Below are 25,222 nucleotides of genomic sequence, written 5' to 3'. Positions count from 1 at the left end.
CAGGTACGGCCGCGCGTGGTCCACCGGGCCCCGGCACGGGCGGCAGCCGAACGCGCACGCATCCACTGCCGTCCGCTCGTGGCCAACTGTTCGGCGCCCGTATCACTGGAGGACCGGTACGACATGCCACCGCACCACGAGAACCACGACCGCACGCGTACCCTCGCAGCAGCAGCCCGACCGCCGGAACGCGACCCGTGGGCGGTGCCCGGGGAAGCGCGGACGGCCGTCGCAGCTTCACGGTCGCCCACCGCCGCGGCCGAATCGACCGCAGTGGTTCACGACCACATCACCGATGCCATCAAGGCGCCCGCCCTGATCCGGCTCGGGGACAACGTCGTGCTCGCCCGCTTCGAGACGATGAAGGTCTACGCGGCGCTGGGCGCCGTCCGCACGCTGCTGCGCCGTGGACGCGTCGTCCCGGGACAGACGCTCGTCGACAGTTCGAGCGGCATCTACGCCCTGGCACTCGCGATGGCCTGCCACCGCTACGGCCTGCGGTGCCACATCGTGGCCTCCACGACGGTCGACTCGGTCATGCGGGCCCAGCTGGAGGTGCTCGGCGCGACGGTCGACCAGATGCCTCCGTCCCGGAACCTCAAGCTCGACCAGGAACGCCGCGTACGCCATGTGCGGAAGCTGCTGGCCGCCCGCCCCGACTTCCACTGGATGCGGCAGTACCACGACTGCGTCCACTACGTCGGCTACCGGGAGTTCGCGGACCTCGTCACCGGGACGTTGGCCGACGTGCCCCTGACCGTCGTCGGCGCGGTCGGCACCGGCGCCTCCACCGGTGGACTGGTGCAGGCCCTGCGCGAGACGGGACGGGCGGTACGCCTGGTCGGGATCCAGCCGTTCGGCAGCGTCACCTTCGGCAGTGAGCGGTTCAGCGACCCCGAGGCGATCATCGCGGGCATCGGGAGTTCCATACCCTTCGACAACGTCCGGCACGAGCTGTACGACACCGTGCACTGGGTGGACTTCCGGCACGCCATGGCCGGCGCCGTCGGCCTCCTGCGGCAGCACGCGGTCTTCGCGGGTCTGTCCACCGGAGCCGCGCACCTGGTCGCCTCGTGGGAGACGGACCGCGATCCCGACCGTCTCCACCTCGTCCTGGGCGCGGACACCGGCCACCGCTACGCCGAACGGGTCTTCGCCCGGCACACCGAGGCAGAGGACATGCGGGCGCTCCGGCCGCGCCGCATCCGTGCGCTCGACGAACTGCGGCCGCCCTGGTCGGTGATGGAGTGGGCACGGCGGCCCGATCCGGGGAACTCCCGGCTGGACCGGTGCCCCGGCGAGGACAGCGCCGACACCGCCGGACACGTCTCGTCCACGGAGGTGACGCCATGACCATCGCCGCACTGGAATCGCTGTCCTTCGGTCTGGGCCGCATGGTCGCGGCGGCAGCCGACGCCGGGCACCGGCTGTGTCTGCTCACCGCGGACCGGTCCGTGTACCGCCATGAACTCGCCACCCTGCCCGGGGACGCGCTGACCGTCATCGACGTCGACACGTTCGACGAGACGGCGACCCGGCGCGCGCTGGCCGCCCTGCCGGACCTGGCCGCGCTGCTCAACACCACCGACACCTGGAGCGTGCCGGCCGCCGACCTCGCGGCCGAGTTCGGGCTGCCCGGCCCGGACCCGGAAACGGTACGGCTGCTCCGCGACAAGTACAGGGTGCGCGACCTCCTGCACCGCCGGGGACTGAGCCGGAGCGGTGCCGTGCGCGTGGCGCCGAGGCCGGACAGCGCCGAGGACATCCGCCGTGCGGTCGGTCTGCCGGCGGTGCTCAAGGACAGCGCGGGGACCTCCTCGCGGAACGTGTGGATCGCCCACGACGAGGAAGCGCTGCGTGGTGCTCTCGCCGACGCCGGCCGGCAGCAGCTCATGGGTGACCTCTTCGCGGAGGCGTTCCTGTCCGGGCCGCTGTACAGCGCGGAGACGCTCAGCTGGGACGGCACCACGAGACTGCTGGGCGTCCTCAGCCGGCAGACGTCCCGGCAGCCGGCCGTGCGGGAGGAGGCCGCCGCCTTCCCCGTCGCTCTGCCCCAGGCCGAGTCGGCTGCGATCGAACGGTGGGTCGGAGACGTTCTGCACGCGACGGGCCACCACAGCGGCTTCGCCCACGTGGAGTTCGTCGTCACCTCCACCGGACCGGAGCTGGTCGAGATCAACCGCAGGATCGGCGGAGCGCTGGTGGGGGAGGTCCTGTGCCGCTCGCTCGGCACCAACGTGTACACCGCCATGATGGAGGAGGCGCTGGGCTCACGGCCGCGCCTCATGGACGCGCCGCTCGAGCACGACGGACCCGCACACGCTTTCGTCCTCGTCTACGCGGACCGGCCGGGCGTCCTCGAGGGCTGGCACGGGCTGGAGGAACTCGCGGCCTTCCCCGGAGAGGCGCGCTGGTACCCGACCAGGGCACCGGGGGATGTCCTGCCCCATGTGGGTGACCAGCGCGGCTGCACCGGCATCGTGCTGGCCGAGGCCGCCACGGCGGAGCTGGCGCAGCACCGGGCGTGGAGCGCGGCCGTCCGCGTGTGGCCCGTCGTCACCGACGATGGGCCGTAGGTCGCGATCCGGCGGCCGGCGGGTCACGGGCCCGCAGGCGTTCCTGCTGGCCGCCTCGTTCCTGATCACCCTGGGCAGCTTCGCCGTCCTGCCGTACATGTCGGTGTTGCTGCACCAGCGGCTCGGGCTGGGGCTCGGCACGGTCGGCATGGTGCTGGCCGTCGCCTCCCTGGTGCAGTTCTCCGGGGGAGTGGCGGCGGGCGCGCTGACCGGGCGCATCGGTCTGCGGGCCACCATGCTGACGGCGCTGGCCGTGCGGACGGCCGGGTTCGCGGTGTTCGTGCCGGGGATGACCAGCCCCGTGCTCGCGGTCGTCGCCCTGTTCCTGGTCTCCTGCGGGGCGGCCCTGTACCTCCCGGCGAACAAGGCGTACTTGGTGGAAGGAGCCGCGGAGGCCGACCGGCCCCGGCTGCTGGCGGTGAGCGGGACGGCGTTCAACGCCGGAATCGCCCTCGGTCCGCCGGCCGCGGCACCCCTCATCGTGGGCTCGCCCACGGTGCTCTTCTCCTGCGTCACCGTGCTGTTCGCACTCGTCGGCGCCGGCCACGCGCTGCTGCCGGCGGCCGCCGCACGGCCGGAGGCCGACGCGGTGGGGGCGGACACCGGTGCCGCCGGCGGCAGGCAGGCACGCCACGACTGCGGACCGCCGCCCTTCGCCGTGACCGCCTTGAGCGTGTACGTCTTCATGTTCTTCCAGCACTATCTGGCGCTCTATGCCGTCCCCCGCACCTCGGCGGTCTTCTACGGAGCGGTGCTGACGGGCCACGCCTGTCTCCTGGCCGTCACGCAGCCGCTGCTGGCGCGGTGGATCGCCGCACTCACCTACCGGGACGCCATGAAGGTGGGGTTCGGCAGCATGGCGGCCGGGACGGCCGCCACAGCACACGGCGGGTACGCGGCCATCGGCGCGGGAGCGGCACTCATGTGCCTGGGCGAGGTCGTGCTCTTCCTCAAGAACGACCTGGAGGCGCTCGCTCGATCGTCTTCCCCGCCGGCCGTGGTCTTCGGCCGGCAGCGACTGGCGGCCGGCCTCGGCGCGTTCGCCAGCGGGGCGGTCGGCGGCCAGCTGTACGCGGGGGCGGAAGCCGCGGGCTCGACACGGCTGTTCTGGATCGCCGTGTGCCTGCAGGGCCTGGTGCTCCCCCTCCTGCTGACGGCCGCGGCGCGTCGCCGCCGCACCGGCGGCCACCTTCCGCGAGCCGGTCGGCGGCAGGAGCGGAAGCGGTCGTCACGAGGGTGAGAGACGACATCCGCCGCCACCGGTGTCATGTGACTCACGCCATACGGCACTGTGGGGAACTTTCGCCTCTGCCGTCCCGACTTCTCCAACAGGGCGGTTGCGCACAGCATCCTGTACTTCCCCGGCGGGCGCACCGCTCACCAGCCAAAGCGACTGAAGAGGCCGCACGATGACGTCATCACCAGCTCGATCCGCCTCCGGAGAGGCCGACGACCCCGCCGTCCCCGGCGCCGACTCCGGTGAGCGGAAAGGACGAGCCACCCTGCGTTCCGACCTACGGGCGTCCTTACCGGACGGTGTCGTCGCGCTGGTCGTCACCGCTGCCGTCTTCGCCCTCCTTTACCACCGCATCCGTGCCGAGACCTCGTCGACCGTGTCCGTCATGCCCTTCATGGTCGACACGGGCGAGTTCTGGATGTACTTCCTCAGCCAGGCCTTCGGCTGGTCCGCACTGCTGTGGGCCTGGATCACCGTCGTCCTCGGCCTCTTGCTCTCCGGCCCCCGCCCCTCCTGGAGCCGGCTGTCCGGCCAGCGCCTCGAACGCCTCCACCGCACCACGAGCCTCAACAGCATCGCCCTCATCGCCGCCCACGCCCTGCTGTTCGCCGCCCAGCTGGTGCGCAGCGACACCGCGAGGTGGTACTCGGCGCTCGGCACGGCCTTCGTGGAGACCTTCGTCCCGGGCGGTTACGACTCCGGCACCGGCAAGCTCGCCATCCCCCTCGGACAGGCAGCGCTCTACCTGGCCATCCCCCTGGGACTGCTCTTCTACGTCAGGCACCGCATCGGTCCCAGAACCTGGCGAGTCCTGCACCGCTTCGTGATCGTCGTCTACATCCTGAGCGTCTGGCACACGCTCCTCTACGGAACGAACGTCTGGTACGACGGCTGGTTCCGTACCGCCGTGTGGCTGCTCCAGCTCCCTGTCGCCGCGCTGCTTCTGCTGCGCCTGGTGCGACCCGCCCGCCGCTCGGAGAAGCTGCGCGGTCCCCGCGTCCATCCGGGTTCACCCATGGGCTGGGCCCTGCGCCTGAGCGGGCGCCTTGCCGTGGTCGGCGTGATCCTCGCCCTCATCGGTGTGGTCGTCAGCGGGAACGACGGCGGCCGGACGGTTCCCCCCGCCGACACCTCATCCAGTCACGATCACGACTGAGCTCGCGGCAGGGCAGACTGCGGGGCCTGCGGGAGCGGGGCGTTGTCACGTGGTCGGGTGCGTGGCTGTCTGTCGGTGCGCGGGGGCGTGGTGAGCCCGTGATCCGACCCGTGCCCAGGCCGTGGCGGGGCGGCCCGCACCGCCGGGACCCGCCGGGAGCACTCACGGCAGCACCGTCTTGGGGGTCGAGGACCCGGCTGGGGCGGCACCGGTCAGGGCGTTCAGCCGGTGCAGCCGGGCGTACGTCCCGCCGCGCTCGAGCAGGTCGTCGTGGGCGCCGCACTCGACGATCCTGCCCTGGTCGAGAACCACGATGCGCGTGGCGTCCCGGACGGTCAGCAGGTTGTGGGAGATGACGACGGTCGTCCGCCCGGCCATGAGCCGGCGCAGCGGGTCCATGATCCGCCGGCCGGACCGCACATCGAGACCGGTGGTCGGTTCGTCGAGGAGGAGCACGGGCGCGTCCCTGATCATCGCGCGGGCGATCGCCAGGCGCTGGCGCTGCCCGCCGGAGAGCGTCCGGCCGCGCTGGCCGACCATCGTGTCGTAGCCCTCCGGGAGCAGCTCGATGAACTCGTGCGCGTCCGCGGCGCGCGCCGCCGCGACGATGTCCGCCTCCGTCGCCTCCGGTCGGCCGTAGGCGATGTTGTCCCGCACGGTGCCGTGGAAGACGAGCGTCTCCTGCAGGACCACCGCGACGCTCTCCCGCAGGTCGGACAGGCTCAGGTCCCGCAGATCCGTCCCGTCGAGGCGGACCGCGCCCCGGTCGGGGTCGTAGAAGCGCAGCTGCAGCTTCGCGATCGTCGACTTGCCGGCCCCGCTGGCCCCGACCAGCGCCAACGTCTCTCCGGCCGCCACGTGGAACGACACGTCCGACAGTGCCCAGGACGGCGTACCGGGGTAGCGGAAGGAGACGCCGTCGAACTCCAGGTCACCCCGCGCACGGCCGATCCGGCGGGCGCCGGCGGCCTCGACGACCTGCGGCCGCTGGTCCAGCAGCTCGATGATCCGTTCGGCCGCGGCGGACGCCGCGTAGAAGGTGGTGCCGAGGTGGGACAGACCGCGGACCGGACTGTAGAGGTTGCCGATCAGCGCCAGGAAGACCAGCAGTCCGCCCAGCGTGAGCTGTCCCTGGGCCAGCTTCCAGGTGCCCAGGCTCATGACCGCGAGGACGCCGGACACCTCGATGACCTCGACGACGGATCCGTAGACGGCGCGGATCCGGGTCGAGGCCATCGTGGCCCGGAACCTGCCGACGTTCTCACGCTCGAACCGGCGCTCTTCCCACCCCTGCCGGTTGTACGCCTGCACCAGGGCGACGTTGCCCAGCGACTCCTCGGCGATCGCGCTGATCGAACCGCTGCGGCGCCTGCGCTCCCGGGACGCCTCCTTGATCAGCCGCGAGAAGTGCCGGGCGGCGCGCCAGAACAGCGGCACGATGACGAGGGCGAGGAGGGTCAGGTCCCACTGCAGGTAGAACAGCAGACCGAGGAAGACACCCAGGCGGATCACGTAGTAGAGGGCGTCCGCCACTCCCGAGAGCAGGAACGTCTCGACCGTGTCGACATCGCCCGTCACACGCGACAGCACGTCCCCGAGCCGCCGGCGTTCGAAGAATCCGAGCGACAGGCCCTGGACGTGCCGGAACACATCGGAGCGGAGCGTCAGCAGGAAGCGTTCGCTGACCCACGTGGACGTCACGTCGTCGGCGAACCCCAGAAGGCCGGAGCCGAGGATGAGACCCATATAGGTGGGTGCGATCCACAGGAGCGGTCCGACGTCGCGGGGAACGAGCACATCGTCCACCACGACCTTGAAGAGCCAGATCTCCGTGGCGTCGAGGGCGGGACCGATCAGACTGAAGAGGACGATGGGAGCGAACCAGCGCCGACCACCGCGGGTATAGGGCCAGAACCGCCGGAACACCTCGCGCGGAGACACCGGAGGCGCGGCCGCCACCACATCGGAAGCCTCACCCACCGACAGCAGACGCCGCAGGACATGCACCATGGCATGCGTTCCTCGTGGAGGGACGGACAGAGCGGACCAGGACCTTCCGGTCTATGGTCCGCCCAGCCTCCGTGGTGTGGTTACCGGTGGCCGCGGCCGTGGCCATTGCTGTGGCCGTGGCGGTCGCCGTGGCCGTGGCGGCCGCCGTGACTGCGGTCGTGCCCGTGACCATGCTTCGAGGAGTCGTCGCGGCGCGACGTGTCGTTGTGGCGGTCCCGGCGATAGGCAGGAATCAGATTGCTGAAGATAGCCATTGCGTTCCTCCTGAAACTTGCTATGCCTGGGGTACGTCTCAGGGCGGGACTTGGATGGCGTTCTGAGGCAAAAGTTGAAAATAGTTGTGTATCGGCCGAAGTCTCGACACCGTCCAGCCCGGCCGAGCCGCGAGCTCGGGCACTTCTTCGAGCGGCACACGACCGACCTATAGTTGCCCTCATGAGTCGTTGGAGGGAGCTGACCGGGGAGACGTCCGGAGAGGACTACGCCGCACGCTTCGCGGCCCTGGCCCGCAGCGGGAAGGACGTGCACGGTGAGGCGCGGTTCTGCGCAGCTCTCGTGCCTGCCGGAGCGCGGGTGCTGGACGCCGGGTGCGGTACCGGACGGGTCGTGATCCGGCTCGCGGAGCTCGGGTACGACTGTGTCGGAGTGGATCTCGACGCGTCGATGCTGGCAGTGGCGCGGAAGCAGGCACCGGGACTGCCCTGGTTCCACGTCGATCTGGCCGAGTTCGAGCCGGGCCTGCTCGGCATCGCAGCGGACTTCGATCTCGTGGTCGCCGCAGGCAACGTTTTCCCGTTGCTCGCCGCCGGCACCGAGGCCACGGTGGTCAAGCGCCTGGCCGCGGCCCTGCGTCCGGGCGGTCTGCTGGTCGCAGGCTTCGGCCTGGACGAAGCCCACCTGCCCGTGCCGCCCAGCATCACGCTGTCGGAGTACGACGACTACTGCGCCGCAGCCGGCTTCACCCTGGTCGACCGCTTCGCCACCTGGGACGCCGCCCCTTACGACGGCGGCGGCTACGCCGTCAGCGTCCACCGCCGGTGAGGATCTGCTGGACATCTTGATCACTTGATCACATGTGCCCGCCAGGCTGCCATGTGCCGGGTTCGTGACAGGGGAGCGGTCGGCAGTCGCCGTCGGCTGATTTCCGCTGTCTTTCCGCTGTCTTTTCGCCGGTCACGGTGGGGGCGGGTGACCGCCCGCTGCTGACATGAGGGTGACACGGGCGCCGGAGCTCATTGCCACGACGCGGTATGTCCCATGGTGGGTCCACTGACGCGAGGCCGGGACATCGCAACAACGCCTCCGGCCGCCCTGATGGTCATGGGCTGGGTGGTGCCGCGTCCCGGTGGTGCCGCAGCGGGGTCCTTCCGACTGATCACCGTTCCTGTTCCACGTACTCCTTGAAGTGCTCGAGGTCGCTGCGGACGAGGCGTTCTATGGCGTTCGCCTGGGCGAAGCCCTTCGGCCCGCCGAAGGTGTCCCTGATGGTGCCGGGCTCGTACTCGAGCCGTGCCTGGATCCGGGTGTGGCTTTCGTCGATCGGCTGCAGAGAGAAGGAACCCGTCAGGTTGGGGGCGCCGGTGGTGTGCCACTCCATCACGCGTTCCGCCTCGCGGTCGGAGACTTCGGCCTCGAACTCCCGGGACCGGCCGCCGGCCTCGATGCCGAGGTGTGCTCGGCCTTCTGCCTGCGTACGGGCGTTTCGCAGTCCGTCCACGAAGCGCGGGTAGTTCTCCACCCGGTGGAGGCTGTCCCATGCCTTGCCGATCGGGACTCCGACGTCGATGTGTTGTTCGAGGGTGCTCATGGCCCACCTCCATGTCCGGCTCATGTGCGTGTGTGGCCCTCTGCTTCCAGTGTGCGTCGGCACCGGCCGGTCGGCCGGAACACGGGACGGGCCTGAGGAACATCAGGTGACCGGTCGAGGAGGCCGGCATCGTGCCGAGGCTCCTCGGCCCGCCCGACCCGCGCCCGGCTCCGGGCTTCGGCCCTCCGCCCGGCGGACACGGCGTTCCGCAGTCGGTCGTGCAACTCGGTTGTCGGGCCCGTACCGCGTCGGCGGGCGAAGAGGGCGTAGTCCCGTGGTTGAGGTGGGAAGCCGGCGGGCACCGCCCGCCCCTTGATGCCGTTGTCGACGAGGCCGTCTCCGTCGCTCCCGACTTCGCACCGGGCGATCCCACGGGACCTGGCGCTGTGGTGGAACACCGAACACCGCCCCGCGCCGTCGCGGGGCGGGACCCCGCTCGAAGCGTCGAGGGCCACGCCGGCCCATCGGACGCGGCCTAGCGTTCCGCTTTCTCCCACGGTCTGACCCCGAGCTTTCCGGTGGTTCCGAGGTCGAGGTGCGGGGTCACCGTCACCGGGTCGGCGCCTTCCTTCGCCCGGACCCGTACGTGGGGCACGTTCACCGGCGTACCGAACTCGGTGGTGTTGCGCCAGACCAGGCCGGCGGTCGCCGACTCGCCCGGCTCGAGCGTGACGGGCCGGGGCTGCTCGTCGGGCCCGGCGCCGGTGGTGATCTCGCCGCTGCCGTCGAGGATCTCGACGCCGTCGACGGGCTCGAGGCCGTCGTCCAGGAGTTCCAGCAGCGGGTAGCCCTCGACGGTGTAGGTGCGCGTGCCGCAGTTGTCGAGGTGCAGGCTCACGACGCGCAGCCCCATGGCCGCGTTGCCCTCGTCGGCGCTGATCCGGACCCCGGAGGCGGGGCACGTGCCCGGTCCGGCCGGTGCCTCGCCCGCGGGGACCTTGGTCACTTCGAGCACCTCGACCTGCGTCACCCGCGGCGCGGTGGGCGGCAGCTCTCCGGCCCGGACCGTGCCCCGCACGGTCTGTCCGGGGCCGACGTCGCGTACGGTCTCGGTCCGGTTGGTCACGGCCCCGCCGTCACCGCTCATGAAGGTGAAGACGACCGAGTAGGTCAGGGCCTCGGCGCCCTCGTTGGTGACCTCGTAGGCGGCAAGGACCCCCGAGTCCGAGCCGGTGGTGAGCCTTTCGGCGGAGACGGAGTGGCTGCGGGTGGGCGAGGGCGAGGCCGACGGGAGGGTCAGCGAGGTGATCCGCACGCCGTCCTTGCCCGGATCGTCGATCCGCGTGCCGTCCTGCGACGCGGCCGCGTCGGCGCCGGTGCCCCCGGCACCCGGGCGCTCCGTCCCGCAGGCCGTGAGCAGCAGAGCGGTCGCGGCGAGAGCCGACAGGAAGGGGGCGGTCGCGGCGAGCGCCGGACGGAGGGGAGCGGGTCTGCGCATCCGGTCATCACATCAAGGTGTGCACCCTGCGCGTGTGGCGGAGGCCATAGTTCCGGCCACAGGGGTGTAACAAGCGGGGGCGGGGAGACGCAGCTCCAGGAGCGGTCACCGGCGGTGGGCCGATTCTTGGAAACGACCGGGGACGCTCCTCGCCTCCCTTGATCAAGCCCGCAAGCGAGTGGGGAAGTTCGGCGAGTTCCGAGCTCGGTGGTCGCCGCGTCACGCTCTGGCACCAGGCACGCCGCTGGTTACAACGATTGTGGCCACGTCTCCGGTCTTGGTGCGGCCCAACCAGACGACGCCGCCCGACTCCGCGCCATCCCCATCCGGTAGGTGTCCGGGGGAATCCGCACCGCCGGCTCCCGTGGAGGCCTCGTCGGCAGTCCACGCTCGTAGTCCCGGACTTCGTCGCCATGCCACGGCGCGTCCACGACAAGGCGGCCGCTGGGTATGCGCCTGGCGGTCACCTCTTCGATCCCCGTGACCACGACGGGCGTTGTCGGATCGTCGTACACCATCCCCAGTCGCTCCCCGGGCGTGAAGACCGTCTCCGGGTACCGGGCGGCCTCCGCCCCGGCTGCGAGCCGGGCCTCCCCGGTCCACTCCGTGTCTCATCCCTGCGTCGTCACCCGGCCGGGCGATCAACGAAAAGGTGCGTGGGCCCAGTGACACCGGCGGTTCGCGCATCGGCCCACGGAAGGTGACCGCGACCGGGTCAGCCCCTCGCGCCTGATGCCGGACGGCGCGGGGAGAACAACCGTCGAGGACAGGACGGACGGCACCCTGGAGGAAGGGAAGGTGTGCAGGCGGGAGAGGAGGCGCGATGCGCACCAGCGACGAGATCTATCACCGGGTTCGCTGGGACCCGCGGTTCGATCCGGCCCGGTTCGTGCTGGGGATCCGCCAGCGCGGGGGTGGCCTCGAGCGCATCCCGCTGCCCTCCTTCGTGCCCGGGGGCGACATCCCGTGGCACCGGGTGGTGTTCATCGAGGCGGACGGCGAGCTGGTCTGGGACCGGGTCACGGGCGTGGACCGCATCGACGCGTCGGGTGCCGGCCGGGTGCAGCCCCCGCAAGCGAACCCGGTCTTCGACACGAGCCCCGGCGGGGGAGAGCCCGCCGACGTCCTCGACGTGCCCCCGACGGCCCGCACGGCGGTGGCCTGGATCCCGCCCGCGGAACTGTGGCCGCCGCTCCAGGACATCCGCCGGGATCACGATCCGCAGATCCACCGGTGGCCGCCGCACGTCAATGTGCTCTTCGGCTTCGTGCCGGAGTCCCACTTCGAGCGGGCCGCCCCGCTGCTTGCCGCGGCGACGGCCGACGCACCGGTCTTCACCGCACGACTGGACGGGGTGCGCACCTTCCGGCACAGGGCGTATTCCACCGTATGGCTCGACCCGACGGCAGCAGGCAGGGCGCCGTGGGCGGACCTGCACCACCTCCTGCAGCAGCGGTTCCCACGTTGTCGTGGACCCGCCAAGATTTTCGTCCCCCATCTGTCCCTGGGGCGGACCCGGGACCCGGGGCGAGTCACCCTCGAATGCGCCACCCGGCTCGACGCCATGACGGCGACAGTCTGGGAACTCGTCCTGCTCTCCCGCAGCGGCGACGGACCGATGCGGCCACGGGCCACGATCGCCCTGCGAACGGGTGAGGTCCGCCGACTGCCCGGGCCCGGCCCCGAGGCGCCGGGCCCGGAGGACACGGCATGGCTCTCCCAGATCACCGACAGATGAGGCCGTAGCCAGGTCGGGCAGGGCGCCGCCAGGGCTTCGGATCGCAAGGGCGGAGTGTTCGGACGCCTGCCGGAGATGCGTCGGCGCCGGCCCCTCCCGGCGACCGACGGTGCCTCGCCCGGCCGGTCACCGGCACCTCTTGCCCCCTTACGAGCCCCTGCCCAGGCGGGAACGGCCGGGCACAGGACGGAGAAGCCGTCCGCCCGTCCGGCACGGCAATCGGGTGACACGTCACCCCAGGGCGAACGTTGTCTGATGCGGCACGGGTCAGCACCGGTGGCTTCCAGTCAACTTCGCCGGGCCGACGGCCGATCGGTGCGCGCGGGCGGCGTCGGCGCCGAAGATTCCCGTCAACCCATTACCAAGTATTTATGGAGCAGATACCTTTCTCCTTGCCGGTGGCAGGGGGCGGAGCGATCCAGCCATCCTTGCCTGCCCGGAGTACCGCTGCACGTCGTTCTGCCTGTTTTCGGTTTTACGCCCATTCCTCATGGACCGCCGGAAGGAAGCGCTTTGAACGCTCGGAACCGCCGCACCACGGTAGCCGCCGTATCCGTCGCAGGGCTCATAACGCCGCTGCTGCTGATCGGATCGGGCACCGCCTCCGCCCACAGCGACCCTGCCAAGGAGGCTGCCAAGCTCGCAAAGAAGCTCGTCAAGAAGAGCGACGCCAAGGATGCCCACGAGCATCTGACGCAGTTCCAGCGGATCGCCGACAGGAACGGGAACAACCGGGTGGCCGGGTCGGAGGGGCACCGGAAGTCGGCCGAGTACGTCGAAGGCCTGCTGCGGAAGGCCGGGTACTCGGTGACCCGGAACGAGTTCGACTTCCCGTTCACCGAGACGCTGGCGCAGAGCCTGCGGGTGGTGTCGCCGCAGCAGCAGGACGTCCCGGTGATCGCCATGACGTACTCCGCCAACAGCCCGGTCGGCGGCACCACCGCCCCGGTCGCGGTGGTGCCGGTCGACGACACCACCGGCTGCGAGCCGGGCGACTACGCCTCCGAGACGTTCACCGGCAAGATCGCGCTGATCAAGCGCGGCGGCTGCTCCTTCGCGGAGAAGCAGGAGATCGCCGCCGGTGCGGGCGCGGTCGGCGCGATCATCTACAACAACACCGAGGGCGCGCTCAACGGCACCCTGGGAGACCCGTCCGTGGCCAAGATCCCGGCCGGCGGCATCACGCAGGCGGACGGCGAGGCGCTCGCGGCCAAGGCCGCCGCCGGCACAGTGACCGTCAACCTGGAGATCCGCACCTTCTCGGAGACCCGGCGCACCTACAACGTGATCGCCGAGACCAAGGGCGGCGCCGCCGACAACGTGGTGATGTTCGGCGCCCACCTGGACTCGGTGGCGGACGGCCCGGGCATCAACGACAACGGCTCCGGCTCCGCCGGCATCCTCGAGGTGGCCCTGAACCTCGCGCACGAGAAGACCAAGAACAAGGTGCGCTTCGCCTGGTGGTCGGCTGAGGAGTTCGGCCTGCTGGGCTCGGAGGCGTACGTCGACAGCCTCTCGGCGGCGGACCTCGCGAAGATCAAGCTGTACCTGAACTTCGACATGATCGCCTCACCGAACTACGCCCAGTTCGTCTATGACGGCGACGACTCCGACCAGGTCGGTGCCGGCCCCGGCCCGGCGGGCTCGGCGCAGCTGGAGCGGCAGATCACCGACTACCTGGACAGGCGGGGCACCCCCTACGAGGGCACCGACTTCACCGGCCGGTCGGACTACGGGCCGTTCATCGAGGTGGGCATCCCCTCGGGCGGCACCTTCACCGGTGCCGAGGGCGTCAAGACGGCCGAGCAGGCAAAGGTGTACGGCGGCAAGGCCGGTGTCGCGTACGACGCCTGCTACCACGCCGCTTGCGACAACCTGAAGAACATCAACATGAAGGCGTTCGACGTCAACATCGACGTCATCGCCAACGCGGCGGGCCAGTACGCCTGGGACACCAGCCTTCTGAGCAAGCCGGTGGCGCCGCGGAACACCGAGGGGTCGGCGGGCAGCGGCGGTGGCCTGCACGAGGGCCACGACCACGAGGTCACCGAGTAACTCCCGGCACGCACAAGGGGAGGGCCGGGCAGTCCGGCCCTCCCCTTCGCTGCCGCGGCGGGAGACGCACCCGCCGGGGTTCCTCACGGAGGGAGGCCCTGGCGGGTGCCTCGACGAACCCCAGGAGGAGTCCGAAGGTCCGGGGCATCAGACCACAAGGTGCTCCGCGGAGTCGGCGGCCGGGGGGGGCGGGGCCCGGCGCCGCGCACTGCCGCACCGCCATGAGGGGACGGACGGAGTTCCGCGTCAGCCCCGGCCGAGGACGCAGAACTCGTTGCCCGCCGGGTCGGCCAGGACGACCCAGGAGACGTCACCCTGACCCACGTCGGTCCGTATCGCGCCGAGGCCTTCGAGCCGGGCGACCTCCCTCGCCTGGTCCTCGACGGGGTCGGACATCACGTCGAGATGGACGCGGTTCCATACGACCTCGTCGTCGGGTGTGCGGCGGAACTCCAGGTACGGCCCGACGCCCTTGGCGGAGCGCAGCAGAGCGCGGTCGTCGGTCAGTTCGTGGACGGTCCAGTCGATCGCCTCGCCCCAGAACCGGACCATGGCCCGTGGGTCGGCGCAGGCGACGACCACGGCGGCCATCGGCCCGGTGTCCCGGTAGAGCTCCCGGGGCTCCAGGACACTGAACACGTTGCCCTCCGGGTCGGCCATCACCGTCCACGGCACGTCGCCCTGGCCCACGTCGGCGGGCTTCGCCCCGAGCTCCTTCAGACGTGCGACCAACTCCGCCTGATGGGCGTCGGAGGTGGTGGCGAGCTCGATGTGCACGCGGTACTTCACCGTCTCCGGGTCCGGGACGCGGACGAGGTCGATGCAGACGGCTGACGGGTCCGGCCAGTCGAAGCCCACGGGTTCCAGGTTGGTGACGCCGGGCCCTTCGCTGGAAACACCCCAGCCGAGCGCCTCCGCCCAGAACCGGCCGAGAGCCGAGTCGTCCCGGGCCTTGAAGTTCACCTGAACAAGTTGCAGCGTCATGCCGCACACCCTAGGTGGCCCCCCATCGGGCAGTCGCGCGAATTCGGGCTCTCCTGGGCCTGCCCGAACTTCATGCACCAGCGGCGGACCGTCTCCCGGGAGACGATCACGCCGCGCTGCGGCACCGGCTCCTCCACCTCGCGGAAGCCGAACGGGAAGCGGAAGTACAGCCACACACAGGGGAGATCACTTCGGTCGGGTACCGATGCCCTCTTGACCGACACCGGAACGGTCGTCAACACGTTCTACCCGCGGCTGCCCGACGAGTGGACCGTCCCGTACCACCACGCCTTCACGTGATCCGCAGCCGCCCCTCCACACCCGTCCGACTGACGGGCGCGCCGGCTAACGCGCCACGCGATAGCGGAGGTAGACGAATCTCGAGCTGAAGGTGCGGGTCTCGACGAGTTCGAGATCCACTCGGCGCTCGCGCCGGGGAAAGAACGGAATGCCGCCGCCCACCAGCACCGGGTGGACCACGGCCCGGTACTCGTCGATCAAATCCGACGCGGCCGCCTCGGCGGCGAGAGTCGCACCGCCGATCGCGATGTCACCCTTCCCGGGCTCGGCTCGCAACCGCTCGATCTCCTCCGTCAGGCCGCCGGAGGCCAGGCGGGCATGGCCCTGCACCGCCGACAGCGTGGTGGAGAACACCACCTTGGGAAGCGGCTTCCAGAGCGCGGCCCACTCGAGCGTGGAGTCGTCGAGCGAGGGATCCTGGTCGGCGGTCTCCCAGTACAGCATCGTCTCGTACAGCCGTCGTCCCAACAGGTGGACGCCGACCTCTCGGATTTCGTCGATCCAGAAGCGAAAGACCTCATCGTCAGGCGCCGTCCAGTCGAATTCGCCGTCCGGCCCGACGATGTAACCGTCCAGTGAGACGTTCATCGAATAGGTCACGCTGCGCATCAGAAGTCCTCCTCGACAACGGGCTCGACAGTACGACCGCCGGACGCCGCAGGACTCATCGCGACTCGCGGGATCTCCTTGACCGTGTCACCGGATGTCCTACGGCCGGCTCCGGACGACGATGCCGCTGAGGGAGACAAGTGAGCCCCGCGCGGCCTGTTCTCCGCAATATCCGCGCCGGCCGTATGCCGAGGGAGACGCTTACCGGCAGACAGGTCCACAGCTGCCGGTAGGGTCCTTCGACATGAGCACAACACCGCCCGATGTGAGCCGGGTCAGCCTCCGCGCCGCCCTCGGAATCGGGGCGGCCTTCACCGCCGCCGGGTTCGGCGCCGGGTTCACGCTCGCCGCCGACCAGAGCGGCAGTGCGGACCCGGACAACATCGTCGTCGAGCACTCGGTCGGCCCCCGCCACGACACCGGGAACCAGTCCATGAGCGGGGACCCGTTGCCCGGTGTGTGCACCGGCTACTCCGCGACCATGGGGAATGAGGCTGCCCTGCGGGAGGAGGCGCTCTCGACCGCCTGCCGGTTCATCCGTGACAGTCGGGCCAAGGACACCGAAGCCGCTGTCCAGGCGCTCCGGGACGCCGCCCGTGTTCTGGAAGGGGGCCGCCGGTGAACGCCCCCCGGTGGGTCACCCCGCGCCGCCTCGGCGCCGCCGCCGCGCTCTACGGCGTGTTCGTCGCGGGCTGGTACCTGGGTCAGCCCGTCACCCCCGAATGCCACGTCGACCAGGCCGCCCTCGACCGGATCGCCGAGGAATACGAAACCGCACCACCCCCCACCCCCACCCCCACGCCGACGGCGTACCCGTCACGGTACGACCCGATGTCCCCCCTCCCGCTCGACCCGACGCCGGACCCGGCCCACAAAACCCCCTACCACCCGCCTGGGGGCGCCGACGCCAGGTGGTCCCAGGCGTTCACGGTCACCACCTACGCCGTCGCCTGCACCAACGACACGAGCGAACGCCCGCGCATGCGAGCGTGGTTCCAGGGCCACTGGCGGTAGAGAGGTGGTGTGGCCCGGGGTGTCCGCCGACGCGGGCGCCGGCCTCACCTCGTGCGACACTCCCCGGATGCCTGCCTGGATAACCCCGCGCCGCCTCGGCGCCGCCACCACCCTGTACGCCGTGTTCCTGGCCGGGTGGTGGCTGGGCCAGCCCGTGCGCTCCGACGGTTGCCTCGAGGACGGGCTCACCGCCGGGGTGGGCGGCCGTCCCGCACCGATAGAACCGGCCGATCCCAGCCGGTACCTCGAGAACCTCAATTTCGACTTCGGTCTCCTCGACTGGGCCGACGACATGGACGGTCGCCGCGACGGCGAGTACGGCCCCAGCGACTACGGGCACGACCTGCGGGGCGGGCCCGAAACGTACGCCACGTCCGGCGCTGTCTACGCTCCTTGCTCCTACAAGAAGCGCGCCCGCCTGCTCGCGTGGATCAACGGCGACTGGGGTTGACCATGCGACAGCCCGCGGGCTCGTCCCGGACACCCGCGCGATCCTGGTGGAGGCCGGGCGCCGGGGGATGGTCGGCGGCCGGGAGGACATGATCACCGACATCGCCGCAGGCGGCCTTGCGAAGACCGGCCGTTAGCCTGTCGGTATGTCAGAGCCTGTCATCCCGGGCCGTACGGGCGGCCTGATCACTCTGGGCGCCGCGGACGCTCTGTGGGCCGACCTGACGGCCGGCAGCGCTGTGCCGACGGCTTCTGCGGCGTTCACCCGCTCTCCTGCCCGTGCCCAGGCGGGCTACGTCCTGCTCGGCGGCTGTGTGGTGGCGACGGTGAAGGCAGGAGGCGGCCGGTGGAGCGTTCCGGAGACCGAGGTGCGCCGGGCGGCAGCGGAACTGAACGCGGTGGAGATGGACCCTCAGGACCTGGTGCGCATCGGTCCGTTCCGCGACGGGTCGAAGCAGGAGCACAGCGAGGGAACGTCGCTGCGGTGGCGCCGGCGCATCGCCCGGGAACTGCAGGAACCGGACGAGCCCGAGCGGGCAGCACGAGGTGAGGACGGTCGGCCGTACCATCTGGCGGGGATCGACTGGCGGCGGATGCTCGTGGAGAAAACCCGCGACCGGACGGTGCGGACATGGTGGCTGCCACGCGCTGTGGTTAGACTGCTGGACGTGGCCGAGCACACCGAAACGCGGTGGCTGCGAGCCGCACGGACCCGCCAGGCAAGCACGACCGTCACCGAGCCGCCCACCCACCACCGGCAGCCCCGAGCCGCCGACGACCGGCAGACGACGAGTCCCGACTGCCTGACCACCCCACTGCGCCCGTACAACGAGGAACTGAAAGGCCACCTGTACTCGGTACTCAGCAGGAAACCCGGCACCTCCCGCAAGGTGGCCGGGTGGATTTGCGCCGTCTGCCGCACCGCACCCGCCGCCGTACTCGACCACTGCCACGAACACGGCTACGTCCGCGCCCCCGTCTGCCACTCCTGCAACACACAGGAACGCCCCGACCACCTCTACAGCAACGACATCCGTGTGGCCCACCACTACACACGTCTCTTCCACACCCACACCGCCGACTGGCTCCGCCACTGGCACCGCTGCCCCGGCTGCCGCGCCCGCACCACCCTGCCGCTGCCCCACCTCGCCGCATGGACCGCCCACATAGCCTGCCGATCACTGCGCCCGACCCACCGCGACCCCGGTAGCTCCCGCGGGCGCAAACCCTGCGGTGCGCTGCGCGTGTCCTGGACCGGCAGCCACCATGCGCCCGGTTCCTGCCAGTTCACTGTCGCCGTCGACTTGTGCCCCTCCGGCGAACACCGTGTCCTGGCGCACGTCCCCTACCGCGAAGCCGCCGAGCGGTTTCGTACCTGGCTGGCCGAGACTGCCCCCGACGTGGCGGCTGAGGCCGGACCCGACCGCCTGGACGGCCTCCCCACCCGGTTCCGTCCAGTCATCGCGGACACCAACGGTGAGGGCCTGGCGCTTTTCTGAGCGAACAGCGAGGGACCCGACACCAACGTCGGCCGGGTGATGACGAGGTGACGAGGGCCACGATTCCGCGTTCAGCGGCATCTCACCCCACTTCCGGCCACGCCGACACCGGATGACCGCCCCCGACCACCGCGCCGGGATGACCCTCCGCTTCGCGATCCGGGACCAGAGCATCGGCGCTGCCGCCGTGCCCACCGCAGGGGGACCCGGGCCCCCGCCCGCCCCCTCCACGGCCCTGACGCGCCCTCAACCGCTCAACACCCCACCAAGGTGACGGCACCCGCCGTGGAGTCCGCCGTCGATCCCAAGCTGCGCTCCAGCTTCTGCAGCAGTGCGGCCAGTTGCACCCGCTCCTTCGGCTTCAGCCCCGCCAGCATGGACCGTTCGTTCTCCAGGTACTCCGCGAGCAGGGTGTCGATCAGCTTGAGCCCTGCCGGGGTGAGCCGGCAGTGCACCACCCGGCGGTCCCTCACGTCCCGTTCCCGGACGATCAGCCCGTCGCCCTCCAGCCGGTCCAGTCGCAGCGTCACGCCGGCGGACGAGATCAGGCTTGTCGCCGCCAGCTCACCCGCCGTCAGACGGTACGGTTCCCCGGACCGCCGCAGCGCAGCCAAGACATCGAACCCGGCCAGCGACAGCCCCGCCGCGGCCACCGGTTTGCTCGTCCGCGACTGGTACAGAAGGAAGGACCGGTGCAGGCGTCCCAGCACTTCGATGGGGGACGGGTCGAGATCCGGCCGCTGCCGGTGCCACTCCTCGATGATGCGCGACACCGCGTCGGCGTCCGTGCTGTTCTGAACCCTGCCGACCACGGCGGTATCCTCCTGGCAATTCCTTACGGGTGAGAAACTACTTCCTCAATGGTTCCGGGCGGGTGCCCGGATGTGAGAAGGGCCGGACGGCCCCGGAAATCGGGGACCTCCGGCCCTCCTGCCGTCGGGGGAGAGAAACGGCGGACTGCGGGGTGCGCGCGGCAGCCGTCAGGCGTTGAGTTCCTCGAGCGTCCTGCCCTTGGTCTCCACTGCGAAGCAGGCGACGATCGCGCCCACCGCGGCGACGACCGCCAGCTGGATGAAGATGACGTTGAGGCTCGCTCCGGAGGCGATGATCGCGCCGACCGTGATCGGGCCGAGGATCACACCGAGGCGGTTCCACACACCGCCGAACGCGGCGCCCTTGGCGCGGTTGCGCGTCGGGTACAGCTCCGGCGAGTAGAGGTAGAGCGAGGCGTTGATGACGAAGACGAAGAAGGTGGTGCAGGAGGCGAAGAGCGCGACCTGACCGCCGGAGGTGGCGCCGGCCACAGCGAGCGCGGCCAGCGCGGCCGTGGTGCCGATCAGCGCGGTGAGCAGCAGCGGTTTGCGGCCGATGCGATCGACCACCAGCGCGGCGATCAGCGTGCCCAGCAGACCGGTGGCGTTGCTGACCAGGGAGTAGATCAGCGCGGTGGTGAGGTCCAGCCCGAACTGCCTGGTGTAGAGCGACGGCAGCCAGGTGATGATGCCGTGGTTCACGTAGTAGGCCACGAACCACATGGTCGACAGGATGACGGTGCGGCGCAGGTAGCGACCCTGGAAGATCTCGCGCAGACGGCCGCGGGACTCCTCGGCCGGGATCTCCAGGGAAGGCTTGGGCAGCGGCTCCTTGGCCGAGGCCTGGACCTCGGCCTCGATCTTGGTGATGACCTCCTCGGCTTCCTCCAGGCGCCCATGGGAGGCCAGCCAGCGCGGCGACTCGGGCACCATGCGGACCAGGAACAGCGCCAGCAGCACCGGCAGGCCGCCGATCAGGAACATCGCCTGCCAGCCGAGGTGGGGAACGACCCAGACGGCGGTCAGGGAGGCCGCCGAGAGACCGGCGGGGAAGATCAACTCGTAGAGCAGCACCAGCTTGCCGCGGTTGTCGGAGCGGGCGATCTCGTTGATGTAGGTGGCGGCGATGGGCACCACACCGCCGATGCCGATGCCCTGGACGAAGCGGAAGCCGGCGAACATCTCGATGTTGACGGAGCAGGCCACCGCGATGCTGGCGAGACCGGTGATCAGCACGCCGAGGGCGACGGTGCGCACCCGGCCGATCTCGTCGCCGAGCCAGCCGGCGCCGAACGCGCCGAACAGCATGCCGACCGAGGCGGCGGTGACGGCGAAGGTCGCCTGGCCGGTGGAGAGGTTCCACTGCTCGGTCAGGACGGGCAGTGCGGAGGCGGCGAGCAGGAGGTCGAACCCCTCGAAGAAGGTGACGGCGCCGATCAGGAAGCGGACCTTGACGTGCCACCGCGAGTGCGGCAACCGTTCGAGTCTCGCGGCAATGGAGCCCAGGCCCAGGCTTTTTTCCTTGGCCACGGTCGTCATGGGAATCCTTCCGCGCGCAGTGCGGCAGTCAGCAGGGTCGCCGCGACCCTAGGTGGCGTACCCAAGAGATCGGTAACTTAGCACTTAAACATATGGCGGGAAGAGCCACACTTCCGCGTCGTCGCCCCGAGTCTTGCGCAGATCCGTTTCAGGGCAGGTCGGAGTCACGCGAGCGGGCACGGCGGTACCTGCGCGGGTTGCTCGCACCGCTGGAGCGCAAGAGCGGCTGGACGCTGACCGAACAGGCCGGCGAGGGGTGCCCGGACGGCATGCAGCGGCTGCTGGACCGGGCCGACCGGGACGCGGGCGCGGTGCGGGACGAGGTTCGCGGCTTGGTGCTGGAGCACCTCGGCACCGGGGGCGGTGAGTTGGCCGTGGATGAGGCCGGGTTCCTCAAGGAGGGCGTCCGCTCGGCCGGGGTGCGGCAGCAGTACACCGGCACCTCCGGGAAGAGCGGCACCTGTCAGTTGGAGGTGCTCCTCGCCCACGGCTCCGACCGGGGGCGGGCGTTGATCGGCCGGGAGCTGTATCCGTTCACCTGCTGGAGGGGCCTTCGGTCTCCGAACTGATGTACCCGATGCCCGGGAGGAAGCGCCCGCTCCGGCTGCCGTAGGAGAGATAGGTCTCGCCGTGGGTACGGCGCAGATAGGGCTCCTCGACGACCCGCACCTGCAGTTCCACGGCGACGATCAGTGCCACGAGGGCGGCCGACGCGAGGACGTTGGGCACCATGAGCGCCAGTCCGAGACCGGTGGTGACCATGGCGGTGAAGATCGGGTTGCGCACGTGGGCGAAGGGACCGCTCATGACGAGCGCGGTGCGCTCGTCGGTGTCCACACCGACCCGCCAGGAGGCACCCATCGCCTTCTGCGCGACCAGCGTGCCGATGATGCCGAGGACGGTGATGGCCGCACCGATGCCGTACACCGCCGGAGCACCTTCGGCGAGGACCGGTAGACCGACCAGGGTCGCAACGGGTGCGGCGACGGCGCCGAGCAGCGCGACCACGAACAGCACGCCGGCCCACCAGGCCGCTGATCCAGGACTGCCGGACAGGCCCCGGAAACCGGCGTCGCCGGTCCGGCGGCGCTGGACCAGCGCACGGACGCCGAAAGCGGCCATCAGCCATACCGCGTACATGCCGAGTGCCGCCCAAGCCCAACCGGTCATCGGCTGCTCGCCTCCTTCGGTGTGTCGCAACAGGTGCATCCCGGACCGCGGCCGCATTCCTCGGCGCCCGTACGCTGGCCGGTGCCGTCGGGTCCGGCCTCCGGGGGAGCGCCGGTCGGCACCGCGCAGCAGTTGTCGCCGCGCCATGCCTCCCGGCCCTCCTTGACCGCCACGGCGGCGATCACCAGGGCCGCGATCGGGTCGGCCCAGGACCATCCGAGCAAGGAGTTGGCGAGCAGACCGACCAGCAAGACGGCTGAGAGGTACGTGCACAGCAGCGTCTGCCGGGAGTCCGCGACAGCTGAGGCCGAGCCCAGCTCGCGCCCGGCGCGGCGTTGGGCACCGGACAGGAACGGCATGATCGCCAGCGACAGAGCGGCGAGCACGATACCGGCAGTGGAGTGCTCGGCCTCGCCCGTACCGGTCAGGGCCCGTACGGAGTCGACGGTGACGTAGGCGGCGAGCGCGAGGAAGGAGAAGGCGATGATGCGCAGCGCGGTCTTCTCGCGGGCCTCGCGTACGGCGTCGTCGCCGGCGGAGAACTGCCAGGCGACGGCTGCGGCGGAGGAAACCTCGACGACGGAGTCCAGACCGAAGCCGATCAGGGCCGTCGAGGAGGCGAGGGTGCCCGCGGTGATCGCGACGATCGCCTCGATGACGTTGTAGGTGATGGTGGCGGCGACCAGCAGCCGTATACGGCCGGCCAGGCGGGCGCGGCGCTCCGGGGCCGGGCCGAGGGGTATCGCCGTGGCCATCAGCAGCAGCCCTCCTGCTCGGCGTCCGGGCAGGTGCGGTCGGCTTCGACGGCCAGGACCGCGCCACGCAGGTCGTCCAGGGCATGACCGAGGCGGGAGTCGGCCAGTTCGTACCTCACCCGCCGGCCTTCGGGGACGGCGACGACGATTCCGCAGTCGCGCAGACAGGCGAGGTGGTTCGACAGCCTGGTGCGCGAGATCTCCAGTTCCTCGGCCAGGTCGGCCGGGTGGGCGGGAGCCTCGCGCAGGGCGAGAAGGATGCGGCAACGGATCGGATCGGCGAGCGCGCGGCCGAAACGGGCCAGCGCGTCGATGTCGGCGGCGATGGACAACATGCCCCGACAATACAGAGATTCATGAATTCAGGAAAGCCTGAACTATGTGTTCTGTCGGCGGTCCTGACCGCTCGCCCGTCGGCGTCTCAGCCAACGGCACACCTGGGCCGACAACCGACTGATCCAAACGGAACTGCCTCCATCAGTCCCCTGTACGCCTGCACGCCTGTGCGCCTGGGCCGAGGGCGTCGTCCGCACAGGACGGGTGAGTCACTGCTGGGCACGGGCGTCGGCTGCGGCCAGCAGCTCATGGGCGACCGCGTTTACGGGCTCGGCCGCGCCCTGGTAGTCGAAGCGGAACAGGGCTGTCCCGCTGGTCTGGGCCCAGTTACGGGCGTGGGGGGTGTAGCCGGCCAGGGAGAAGAAGACGCCGGTCTTGTCCTCGTGGACGGCAACACCGTGCAACTGCTGCACCACGGGTCGGCCCGTGGGCTTGCCTTCCATCTTGACCTGGGCCACAGCGCGGGTACTGACCACGTCGACACCGCCGTCCGCGCCGACGGGGGTGGCCACTGCGTCATCGAAGCCGAGGTAGCGCATCCACTCCACGGCGATCAGTTCGGCGTCGCGGGCCTCGCGGATGAGCCGCTCCGGCGGCCGACTGGAGGGCACGGCGACCGCACGGCGGGAAGAGGCGGCGAGCGTGCGGGCTGCCACCGCGGTCTCCAGCCCAGTGTGGTAGCTGAAGAAGAACAAGCGCTCGCCGGAGCGAACGAAGCCACCTTCGCCGGAGTGGACCCCCACGTCGTCATCACGGTAGGCCACGCCCCGGTCCTTCACCACCAGTGCTTTGTCCGTGATGATGGCCAGCAGCGGAACGCCGCGGGGAGTGCTCGCCTCCTGGACGATCAGCCCGAGAATCCGCTCGTCGGCGGCGACATGGGTACGGGCCAGCTTGGTGAAGCGCACCGTGAGCGGCTGCGGGTCCCGGTGGCGCAGCCGTTTCATGCAGGCGGCAATCGCGTCCTCGACCGTCGATCCCAGCGGCGGCAGCTCCTCCAACAGCTGCTTCGCTTCCTGCTCGATGTCCCGCACCGGTGGCTTCACCGGTGCTGCTGCAGGTGCGGCATCCCGCTGTACCGCCTCGATCGCGCGCTGGTCCGCGGCCGCAACCCGGGCCGCAGGAGTGCCGGCCATGAAGGCGATCACGGCCAGCGCGACGAGCAGGAACACCCAGAACACCGTCCACGAGGTGAAGATCGCTCCCACCACCACGCCGGCCACCACCGCCAAGCAGCCGAAAGCCGGGACGTTCATCGGGATGCGCTCAGCCGGCAAGCACTGCCCACCACCCACCCGCTCATGCCGGGCCAGTCCCTGCCGCGTCGCCAGGACCTGCTGCCTGCACAACGGACATGCCAATCTGGCCATCCGTCCCACCCCCCGTGCACCGTGCTGGTCGGTCACTTCTCCCCAGCCGGAGATTAACAGCGCTCTCACCGGTTCCACAGAGCTCGTGACACGGTCCTGCTCTTGTCGAAGTGCCCTGATCGGGCGGGGCCGGTACTGCTGCCGACGTCGACGACGTCACCCGGACCCTTGCCCTGGTCGACGGCATCCCGCCCGCTGCCGGCCGCCCCGGCCGCTCACGCCGACCGGTCCGGGCCGAAGTGCCCGGACCGATCACGGGCCGTGCGCTCCATCCGCGCCCTCGCCCTGCGCCTGGCGAGGGAAAATCCCGGCGGGGGGACAGACGCGTCCACACGTCACCCCTGAACCCCGCGACGGTCACCTCCAG

Annotated in this window: 23 protein-coding genes and 4 pseudogenes; 14 read left to right on the top strand and 13 right to left on the bottom strand. The window is 70.6% G+C overall.

Annotated elements, in window-relative coordinates:
* Nucleotides 1–273: 273 nt before the first annotated feature.
* The 4 genes from CP969_RS03440 (at nucleotide 274) to CP969_RS03425 (ending at nucleotide 4,969) form a co-directional block, all read left to right on the top strand.
* Nucleotides 274–1,353: a pyridoxal-phosphate dependent enzyme gene (locus CP969_RS03440; protein WP_016827894.1), complete on the top strand. Its 1,080-nt coding sequence runs from the start codon at nucleotides 274–276 to the stop codon at nucleotides 1,351–1,353.
* Nucleotides 1,350–2,576, top strand: a complete 1,227-nt coding sequence (locus CP969_RS03435; protein WP_016827895.1) for an ATP-grasp domain-containing protein — start codon at nucleotides 1,350–1,352, stop codon at nucleotides 2,574–2,576. Before CP969_RS03440 ends, CP969_RS03435 begins: the two co-directional genes overlap by 4 nt.
* A complete protein-coding gene (locus CP969_RS03430; protein ID WP_016827896.1) occupies nucleotides 2,566–3,816 on the top strand; it encodes an MFS transporter in 1,251 nt (416 codons plus the stop codon). Before CP969_RS03435 ends, CP969_RS03430 begins: the two co-directional genes overlap by 11 nt.
* 169 nt (nucleotides 3,817–3,985) lie before the next feature.
* Nucleotides 3,986–4,969 (top strand): ferric reductase-like transmembrane domain-containing protein, encoded by a 984-nt coding sequence (locus tag CP969_RS03425; protein WP_004992820.1) that lies wholly within the window; start codon nucleotides 3,986–3,988, stop codon nucleotides 4,967–4,969.
* Between the two features lie 162 nt (nucleotides 4,970–5,131).
* Here the strand turns inward: CP969_RS03425 and CP969_RS03420 are convergent, their stop codons facing one another.
* Nucleotides 5,132–6,979 (bottom strand): ABC transporter ATP-binding protein, encoded by a 1,848-nt coding sequence (locus tag CP969_RS03420; RefSeq protein ID WP_004992821.1) that lies wholly within the window; start codon nucleotides 6,977–6,979, stop codon nucleotides 5,132–5,134.
* Nucleotides 6,980–7,059: 80 nt separating this feature from the next.
* Nucleotides 7,060–7,233: a hypothetical protein gene (locus tag CP969_RS33130; RefSeq protein ID WP_158689423.1), complete on the bottom strand. Its 174-nt coding sequence runs from the start codon at nucleotides 7,231–7,233 to the stop codon at nucleotides 7,060–7,062.
* Between the two features lie 181 nt (nucleotides 7,234–7,414).
* Between CP969_RS33130 and CP969_RS03415 the strand changes: the two genes are divergently transcribed.
* Nucleotides 7,415–8,020: a class I SAM-dependent methyltransferase gene (locus CP969_RS03415; RefSeq protein ID WP_004992826.1), complete on the top strand. Its 606-nt coding sequence runs from the start codon at nucleotides 7,415–7,417 to the stop codon at nucleotides 8,018–8,020.
* Nucleotides 8,021–8,354: 334 nt separating this feature from the next.
* Here CP969_RS03415 and CP969_RS03410 read toward each other — a convergent pair whose 3' ends face one another.
* Both CP969_RS03410 and CP969_RS03405 read right to left on the bottom strand, forming a co-directional pair.
* A complete protein-coding gene (locus tag CP969_RS03410) occupies nucleotides 8,355–8,786 on the bottom strand; it encodes an SRPBCC family protein (protein WP_016827898.1) in 432 nt (143 codons plus the stop codon).
* Between the two features lie 475 nt (nucleotides 8,787–9,261).
* The gene (locus CP969_RS03405; protein WP_016827899.1) at nucleotides 9,262–10,224 is read right to left on the bottom strand and encodes a DUF4232 domain-containing protein; all 963 of its coding nucleotides are present in this window, start codon (nucleotides 10,222–10,224) and stop codon (nucleotides 9,262–9,264) included.
* An 823-nt stretch (nucleotides 10,225–11,047) separates the two neighbouring features.
* On the opposite strand from CP969_RS03405, the gene CP969_RS03400 reads away from it, so the two are divergent.
* Both CP969_RS03400 and CP969_RS03395 read left to right on the top strand, forming a co-directional pair.
* Entirely contained in the window at nucleotides 11,048–11,962 is a 915-nt protein-coding gene (locus CP969_RS03400) for an RNA repair domain-containing protein (RefSeq protein ID WP_016827900.1), read from the top strand.
* A 513-nt stretch (nucleotides 11,963–12,475) separates the two neighbouring features.
* Nucleotides 12,476–14,017 (top strand): M28 family metallopeptidase, encoded by a 1,542-nt coding sequence (locus CP969_RS03395; RefSeq protein WP_016827901.1) that lies wholly within the window; start codon nucleotides 12,476–12,478, stop codon nucleotides 14,015–14,017.
* 246 nt (nucleotides 14,018–14,263) lie between these two features.
* On the opposite strand, the gene CP969_RS03390 is transcribed toward CP969_RS03395, so the two are convergent.
* From CP969_RS03390 to CP969_RS03380, 3 genes and pseudogenes are all read right to left on the bottom strand, one after another.
* On the bottom strand, nucleotides 14,264–15,001 hold the full coding sequence (locus tag CP969_RS03390; RefSeq protein WP_004992834.1) for a VOC family protein: 738 nt from the start codon (nucleotides 14,999–15,001) through the stop codon (nucleotides 14,264–14,266).
* A gap of 56 nt (nucleotides 15,002–15,057) precedes the next feature.
* A pseudogene (locus tag CP969_RS03385) lies at nucleotides 15,058–15,191 on the bottom strand (IS6 family transposase); the annotation flags it as partial.
* A 155-nt stretch (nucleotides 15,192–15,346) separates the two neighbouring features.
* Entirely contained in the window at nucleotides 15,347–15,910 is a 564-nt protein-coding gene (locus CP969_RS03380; protein WP_016827904.1) for a dihydrofolate reductase family protein, read from the bottom strand.
* Nucleotides 15,911–16,154: 244 nt separating this feature from the next.
* On the opposite strand from CP969_RS03380, the gene CP969_RS03375 reads away from it, so the two are divergent.
* From CP969_RS03375 to CP969_RS33695, 6 genes and pseudogenes are all read left to right on the top strand, one after another.
* On the top strand, nucleotides 16,155–16,532 hold the full coding sequence (locus CP969_RS03375) for a hypothetical protein (protein WP_223887039.1): 378 nt from the start codon (nucleotides 16,155–16,157) through the stop codon (nucleotides 16,530–16,532).
* Nucleotides 16,529–16,924, top strand: coding sequence for a hypothetical protein (locus tag CP969_RS03370; RefSeq protein ID WP_016827906.1), 396 nt, complete (start codon nucleotides 16,529–16,531; stop codon nucleotides 16,922–16,924). The genes CP969_RS03375 and CP969_RS03370 overlap by 4 nt, the downstream gene beginning before the upstream one ends.
* 67 nt (nucleotides 16,925–16,991) lie before the next feature.
* A complete protein-coding gene (locus tag CP969_RS03365) occupies nucleotides 16,992–17,375 on the top strand; it encodes a hypothetical protein (RefSeq protein WP_026085470.1) in 384 nt (127 codons plus the stop codon).
* 28 nt (nucleotides 17,376–17,403) lie between these two features.
* A pseudogene (locus CP969_RS03360) lies at nucleotides 17,404–17,511 on the top strand (4-hydroxy-2-oxovalerate aldolase); the annotation flags it as partial.
* A gap of 9 nt (nucleotides 17,512–17,520) precedes the next feature.
* The gene (locus CP969_RS03355; protein ID WP_026085471.1) at nucleotides 17,521–18,873 is read left to right on the top strand and encodes an endonuclease domain-containing protein; all 1,353 of its coding nucleotides are present in this window, start codon (nucleotides 17,521–17,523) and stop codon (nucleotides 18,871–18,873) included.
* A 64-nt stretch (nucleotides 18,874–18,937) separates the two neighbouring features.
* Nucleotides 18,938–19,069 (top strand): annotated as a pseudogene (locus CP969_RS33695) (IS6 family transposase); the annotation flags it as partial.
* Between the two features lie 58 nt (nucleotides 19,070–19,127).
* On the opposite strand, the gene CP969_RS03345 reads toward CP969_RS33695, so the two are convergent.
* Both CP969_RS03345 and CP969_RS03340 read right to left on the bottom strand, forming a co-directional pair.
* Nucleotides 19,128–19,685 carry a MarR family winged helix-turn-helix transcriptional regulator gene (locus CP969_RS03345; RefSeq protein WP_016827910.1) on the bottom strand — a complete coding sequence of 186 codons (558 nt, stop codon included), beginning with the start codon at nucleotides 19,683–19,685 and terminating at the stop codon, nucleotides 19,128–19,130.
* A 168-nt stretch (nucleotides 19,686–19,853) separates the two neighbouring features.
* The gene (locus CP969_RS03340; protein ID WP_016827911.1) at nucleotides 19,854–21,224 is read right to left on the bottom strand and encodes an MFS transporter; all 1,371 of its coding nucleotides are present in this window, start codon (nucleotides 21,222–21,224) and stop codon (nucleotides 19,854–19,856) included.
* Nucleotides 21,225–21,379: 155 nt separating this feature from the next.
* Between CP969_RS03340 and CP969_RS03335 the strand changes: the two are divergent.
* Nucleotides 21,380–21,769, top strand: a pseudogene (locus CP969_RS03335) (transposase); the annotation flags it as partial.
* Here the strand turns inward: CP969_RS03335 and CP969_RS03330 are convergent.
* The 4 genes from CP969_RS03330 to CP969_RS03315 form a co-directional block, all read right to left on the bottom strand.
* Nucleotides 21,759–22,394, bottom strand: coding sequence for a methyltransferase family protein (locus tag CP969_RS03330; protein ID WP_016827913.1), 636 nt, complete (start codon nucleotides 22,392–22,394; stop codon nucleotides 21,759–21,761). The pseudogene CP969_RS03335 and the gene CP969_RS03330 sit on opposite strands and share 11 nt — an antisense overlap.
* On the bottom strand, nucleotides 22,391–23,149 hold the full coding sequence (locus CP969_RS03325) for a cation efflux transmembrane domain-containing protein (protein WP_016827914.1): 759 nt from the start codon (nucleotides 23,147–23,149) through the stop codon (nucleotides 22,391–22,393). Before CP969_RS03325 ends, CP969_RS03330 begins: the two co-directional genes overlap by 4 nt.
* Entirely contained in the window at nucleotides 23,149–23,484 is a 336-nt protein-coding gene (locus CP969_RS03320; RefSeq protein ID WP_016827915.1) for an ArsR/SmtB family transcription factor, read from the bottom strand. Before CP969_RS03320 ends, CP969_RS03325 begins: the two co-directional genes overlap by 1 nt.
* 210 nt (nucleotides 23,485–23,694) lie before the next feature.
* Nucleotides 23,695–24,762: a restriction endonuclease gene (locus tag CP969_RS03315; RefSeq protein ID WP_223887038.1), complete on the bottom strand. Its 1,068-nt coding sequence runs from the start codon at nucleotides 24,760–24,762 to the stop codon at nucleotides 23,695–23,697.
* Between the last annotated feature and the right edge of the window lie 460 nt (nucleotides 24,763–25,222).

The organism is Streptomyces viridosporus T7A, from assembly GCF_008704515.1.
Taxonomy (GTDB): Bacteria; Actinomycetota; Actinomycetes; order Streptomycetales; family Streptomycetaceae; genus Streptomyces; species Streptomyces viridosporus.
Note: the sequence above shows the minus strand (reverse complement) of the source record. Positions and strands in the feature narration are given on the sequence as shown.

Bases quoted from the DNA above. Each gene is read 5' to 3' on its own strand.
- CP969_RS03435 (WP_016827895.1), top strand. From the start codon at position 1,350: ATGACCATCGCCGCACTGGAATCGCTGTCCTTCGGTCTGGGCCGCATG.
- CP969_RS03430 (WP_016827896.1), top strand. From the start codon at position 2,566: ATGGGCCGTAGGTCGCGATCCGGCGGCCGGCGGGTCACGGGCCCGCAG.
- CP969_RS03425 (WP_004992820.1), top strand. From the start codon at position 3,986: ATGACGTCATCACCAGCTCGATCCGCCTCCGGAGAGGCCGACGACCCC.
- CP969_RS03420 (WP_004992821.1), bottom strand. From the start codon at position 6,979: ATGGTGCATGTCCTGCGGCGTCTGCTGTCGGTGGGTGAGGCTTCCGAT.
- CP969_RS33130 (WP_158689423.1), bottom strand. From the start codon at position 7,233: ATGGCTATCTTCAGCAATCTGATTCCTGCCTATCGCCGGGACCGCCAC.
- CP969_RS03415 (WP_004992826.1), top strand. From the start codon at position 7,415: ATGAGTCGTTGGAGGGAGCTGACCGGGGAGACGTCCGGAGAGGACTAC.
- CP969_RS03410 (WP_016827898.1), bottom strand. From the start codon at position 8,786: ATGAGCACCCTCGAACAACACATCGACGTCGGAGTCCCGATCGGCAAG.
- CP969_RS03405 (WP_016827899.1), bottom strand. From the start codon at position 10,224: ATGCGCAGACCCGCTCCCCTCCGTCCGGCGCTCGCCGCGACCGCCCCC.
- CP969_RS03400 (WP_016827900.1), top strand. From the start codon at position 11,048: ATGCGCACCAGCGACGAGATCTATCACCGGGTTCGCTGGGACCCGCGG.
- CP969_RS03390 (WP_004992834.1), bottom strand. From the start codon at position 15,001: ATGACGCTGCAACTTGTTCAGGTGAACTTCAAGGCCCGGGACGACTCG.
- CP969_RS03380 (WP_016827904.1), bottom strand. From the start codon at position 15,910: ATGCGCAGCGTGACCTATTCGATGAACGTCTCACTGGACGGTTACATC.
- CP969_RS03375 (WP_223887039.1), top strand. From the start codon at position 16,155: ATGAGCACAACACCGCCCGATGTGAGCCGGGTCAGCCTCCGCGCCGCC.
- CP969_RS03365 (WP_026085470.1), top strand. From the start codon at position 16,992: ATGCCTGCCTGGATAACCCCGCGCCGCCTCGGCGCCGCCACCACCCTG.
- CP969_RS03355 (WP_026085471.1), top strand. From the start codon at position 17,521: ATGTCAGAGCCTGTCATCCCGGGCCGTACGGGCGGCCTGATCACTCTG.
- CP969_RS03340 (WP_016827911.1), bottom strand. From the start codon at position 21,224: ATGACGACCGTGGCCAAGGAAAAAAGCCTGGGCCTGGGCTCCATTGCC.
- CP969_RS03330 (WP_016827913.1), bottom strand. From the start codon at position 22,394: ATGACCGGTTGGGCTTGGGCGGCACTCGGCATGTACGCGGTATGGCTG.
- CP969_RS03325 (WP_016827914.1), bottom strand. From the start codon at position 23,149: ATGGCCACGGCGATACCCCTCGGCCCGGCCCCGGAGCGCCGCGCCCGC.
- CP969_RS03320 (WP_016827915.1), bottom strand. From the start codon at position 23,484: ATGTTGTCCATCGCCGCCGACATCGACGCGCTGGCCCGTTTCGGCCGC.